Below are 3,675 nucleotides of genomic sequence, written 5' to 3' on the forward strand. Positions count from 1 at the left end.
TAAAAATATTGGCATTTATTCTGCAATACCTTAGAGGATGAAGATCTAATCAGGTATTTATAATGACAAATCAAACATTTCAGTTATCACGTCGAAAATTTTTAACACAAAGTCTCACGGCGCTAGGTGGCGTCTCTTTATTGGGCAGTTTATCGGGCTGTGGCCCCTCTCCAGATAATAGTACCGAATCAAAAAGTGCCTCTTCAGCAACGCCTAAGCATGGAGGTGTTATACGCTTGGGGCTGATTGGAGGACAACAATCAGGCAGTCTAGATCCTCATCTTTCAGCATCGGGAAGTGGTATTACACGAGGTTTCGCTATTTATAATAAGTTATGGGAATGGGATGAAAATATGCTGCCCCGACTTGCTTTAGCGGAGTTTGCAGAACCTAATCATAATGCAAGTGAATGGACCATCCGTTTACGCAAAGGCTTAGAATTTCATCACGGTAAAACCATTACTGCTGATGATGTGATTTTTTCAGTTAAACGCCTAACAGACCCTAAACTCGCTTCACCATTTCGTAATCTGGTGCAGTGGATTGACCGAGATCGTATTCAAAAACTAGATGAATACACGGTTCGTATTCCTTTTATTAGTACGATTCCCGGCTTTGTTGCATTGCCCGAAACTTGGGTAAACTTTGGAGGAATTGTACCGACTGACTTCGACCCTATTCATAATCCAGTCGGAGCTGGTCCATATAAAGTCAAAGAGTTTATTCCGGGGCAACGTTCTGTTTTTACCCGTTTTAATAATTACTTTAAAGCAGACAAACCTTATGCAGATAGTTTTGAAGTGATTGATTTTAAAGATCAGGTCTCTCGATTAAATGCTTTATTGGCTGGGCAAATTGATGTAGCAAATGCGATTTCTCCCGAATATATTAAAATTTTGGAGCAAGCAAAACACATTCAAACCATACGCTCTGCGACCAATACGCATAATAGTTTTGACTTTAATACTCAACAAGCGCCGTTTAATGACCCTAGAGTGCGTCAGGCATTTCGTTTGATTGCAAACCGAGAAGAGTTGGTACAACGAGGCTTAAATGGACAAGGTCGAATCGCCAACGATCTTTATTCGCCGCAAGACCCTGCCTTTCTTAATTTGCCGCAGCGCCAACAAAATATTGCCGAGGCAAAAAATCTATTAACGCAAGCAGGTTTTAAAGATGGTTTGAGTGTAGAGCTTGTTACCCCAGTGAGTAGCGCTCAACCTGCATTAATTTTTGCCGAGCAAGCAAAACAAGCCAATGTGAATATTCGAGTTAAACAAGTGGATTTTGCAACGTTTAATGGCCCTGACCGCAGTAAGTGGCAGCTATCGAGTAATGCGACCAATGTCGGCACACCATATTTATCAACGGCCGTTGTTAACGATGCCCCAATTTCTACGACCAATCGTGTGAACTTTAAAGACCCGGAATATAGTGAGTTATTTTTTAAAGCGCTGGCAGAGCCTGATTTAGCCAAACGTAAAATCTATTTAGCGCAAGCACAAAAAATTCAACATGAACGTGGTGGAATGCTCATTTGGGGATTTAGCCATACGATTGATGCGGCAGCTAAAAATATTGGTGGTTTAGCTCCTGAACATACAATTTTTCCGACATGGCGTTTTGAAAAACTCTGGAAAGCTTAATACTCATCTGTAAACTCACCATAAAAAAAAGCTGCCGAAGCAGCTTTTTTTACGGAGGTATAATTATTTAGGCACGGTAATCACAGAAAGTTTATCTACGCCTACACGTTCAATACTTGCCAATAATTTTGCAACTGTTCCATAAGGTACGGTCTCATCAGCATTTAAGTTTAATGCTAGTTTAGGGTTACTGCTTTTACGTGACTTTATTTCTTGTTCAAAATTCGCAAGTGTCACCTTATCTTTATCAAGGAATATTTCACCTTGTGGATTTACACTAATCACCACAGCTTTGTTTTGATCTGTCGATTGAGTTGGAGCCGCTTTTGGTAAGTTCACTTTTACCGTATTTGTTAACAAAGGAGCTGTCACAATGAATACGATGAGTAAAACCAACATGACATCGACTAGCGGCGTAATATTAATTTCACTGACGACATCGTCTTCTTGAGAGGTAGAAATTGCCATTATGCAAACACTCCTTTCTCTTTCACTTCTTTAGTAGAATTATCTTTTAGCGCCGTATTACCAGTCGTACCCTTTTTTGCAGTTGGTAGTTGGAATCCTGCTTTTTGATTTAGACTCACGAAGTCCGTTGCAAAATCATCAAGATCTGCGCCAATTGTTTTTACTTTACGCACAAAGTAGTTATAGGCAAGTACCGCAGGTACAGCAACTGCAATACCAATACCCGTTGCAACCAGCGCCTCTCCAATTGGTCCAGCCACGACATCCATGCTTGCATTACCTGAATGAGCAATCGCTTGTAATGCATGGATAATCCCAAATACTGTACCGAACAGACCAATGAATGGGGCATTATTTCCAATAGAAGCCAGTAAAGCCGAACCTTTTTCTAATTGGCGGCGCTCAGTTAGAACTTGTTTACTTAAATGGCGTTCTAATAAGTCCTGACGGCTCCAACTGTTTTGTAAGTCTTGATGTGTCTTTTCATCTGCTTCAATTAAAGTCTGAAAACCAGTGTTAGCCACTCGTGCTGCTGGGCCTTCACCAAGTTCAGACTTAGTTACTGCATCTGATAAATTTTTTGCTTTCCAAAACTCTTCTACAAAAAGCTTACTTTGTTTTGTCGCTCGCTGCGTCTGGACCACTTTAACCACAATCAACACCCAAGTCACAATTGAGAAAGCAACTAATAACCAGATCGTGCCGTCATGAATCAATGAATTAATATCTGACATGAAAATATCCTCTTAATTTAAATTTTATTTCGGTAATTGATAATGAATTGGAACATCAACCCAGCCTTCTACAGGGGTTTTCCCTTTTAGCGCAGGTGAAAATTTCCATTGCTTTACTGTTCTTACGGCAGCACTGTCTAAAAGTTTCTTGCCACTACTTTGCTTGACACTGACTGTATCCGGGCTGCCATTTGCTAATACTTTGACCCGTAAAATGACTGAGCCTTCCCAACCACGTTCTAAAGCTTGTTCAGGGTATTCAGGTGCAGGGTTACTGAGATATCCGGCATAACCTTTGGCTTCAGTTACCGACAAGTTGTCATCTGAAGCTTTTACAGGCTCAGCAACTTTTTTAACCGGTTCTGCGACTACTTCTTTTGTGACCACTGGTTCTGCCACTTTTTGTGGGGTTGGCTCAGCTACTGTTTTTGCAACAGGCTTAGGTTGCTCCACATTTTTTTGAACAGGTTTTGGCTGTTCAACTTGTTTAGGAGTTGGCTTGGGTTTTTCCACCACAGGTGGAACTTTAGGTTTTTCAGTAATCGGTGGGATTTTGGGTTCAATCACTTTAGGTGGTTCAACCGGTTTTACGATTTCAATCACCAAAGGTTCGGGTTTATGAATGTCTAAAGCCGGTGTTGGTAATTGTTTTGCGATATACCAAATTCCAAGATGTGCTGAAGCAACGGCAATAATTGCAATCAGTACTTTATTCAACTTCTCCGGAGCAGGTTGAATGGCTTCTTGATCATGCCGTGCAAACGGATCTGCAATTTCAGTTGAGGCTCCAACTGTTGCATATTGCTCAAAGAGCAAAGCCCGCTTAT

At 41.0% G+C, this 3,675-nt stretch carries 4 protein-coding genes; 1 reads left to right on the top strand and 3 read right to left on the bottom strand.

Annotation, left to right across the window (positions count from 1 at the left end; genetic code table 11):
* Positions 1–62 precede the first annotated feature (62 nt).
* Positions 63–1,646: an ABC transporter substrate-binding protein gene (locus NL42_RS13670; protein WP_461313144.1), complete on the top strand. Its 1,584-nt coding sequence runs from the start codon at positions 63–65 to the stop codon at positions 1,644–1,646.
* Positions 1,647–1,709: 63 nt separating this feature from the next.
* Here the strand turns inward: NL42_RS13670 and NL42_RS13675 are convergent, their stop codons facing one another.
* The 3 genes from NL42_RS13675 to NL42_RS13685 form a co-directional block, all read right to left on the bottom strand.
* Complete coding sequence (locus NL42_RS13675) at positions 1,710–2,114, bottom strand: ExbD/TolR family protein (RefSeq protein WP_001018517.1); 405 nt, start codon at positions 2,112–2,114, stop codon at positions 1,710–1,712.
* Complete coding sequence (locus tag NL42_RS13680; protein ID WP_461313145.1) at positions 2,114–2,848, bottom strand: MotA/TolQ/ExbB proton channel family protein; 735 nt, start codon at positions 2,846–2,848, stop codon at positions 2,114–2,116. Before NL42_RS13680 ends, NL42_RS13675 begins: the two co-directional genes overlap by 1 nt.
* Before the next feature lie 24 nt (positions 2,849–2,872).
* On the bottom strand, positions 2,873–3,675 hold an 803-nt coding region (locus NL42_RS13685; RefSeq protein ID WP_461313146.1), incomplete at its 5' end, for an energy transducer TonB.

It is taken from the genome of Acinetobacter sp. GN11 (assembly GCF_054823985.1).

What these genes read in the sequence shown, in the direction of transcription:
- NL42_RS13670 (WP_461313144.1), top strand. Translation starts at nt 63, where the DNA reads ATGACAAATCAAACATTTCAGTTATCACGTCGAAAATTTTTAACACAA.
- NL42_RS13675 (WP_001018517.1), bottom strand. Translation starts at nt 2,114, where the DNA reads ATGGCAATTTCTACCTCTCAAGAAGACGATGTCGTCAGTGAAATTAAT.
- NL42_RS13680 (WP_461313145.1), bottom strand. Translation starts at nt 2,848, where the DNA reads ATGTCAGATATTAATTCATTGATTCATGACGGCACGATCTGGTTATTA.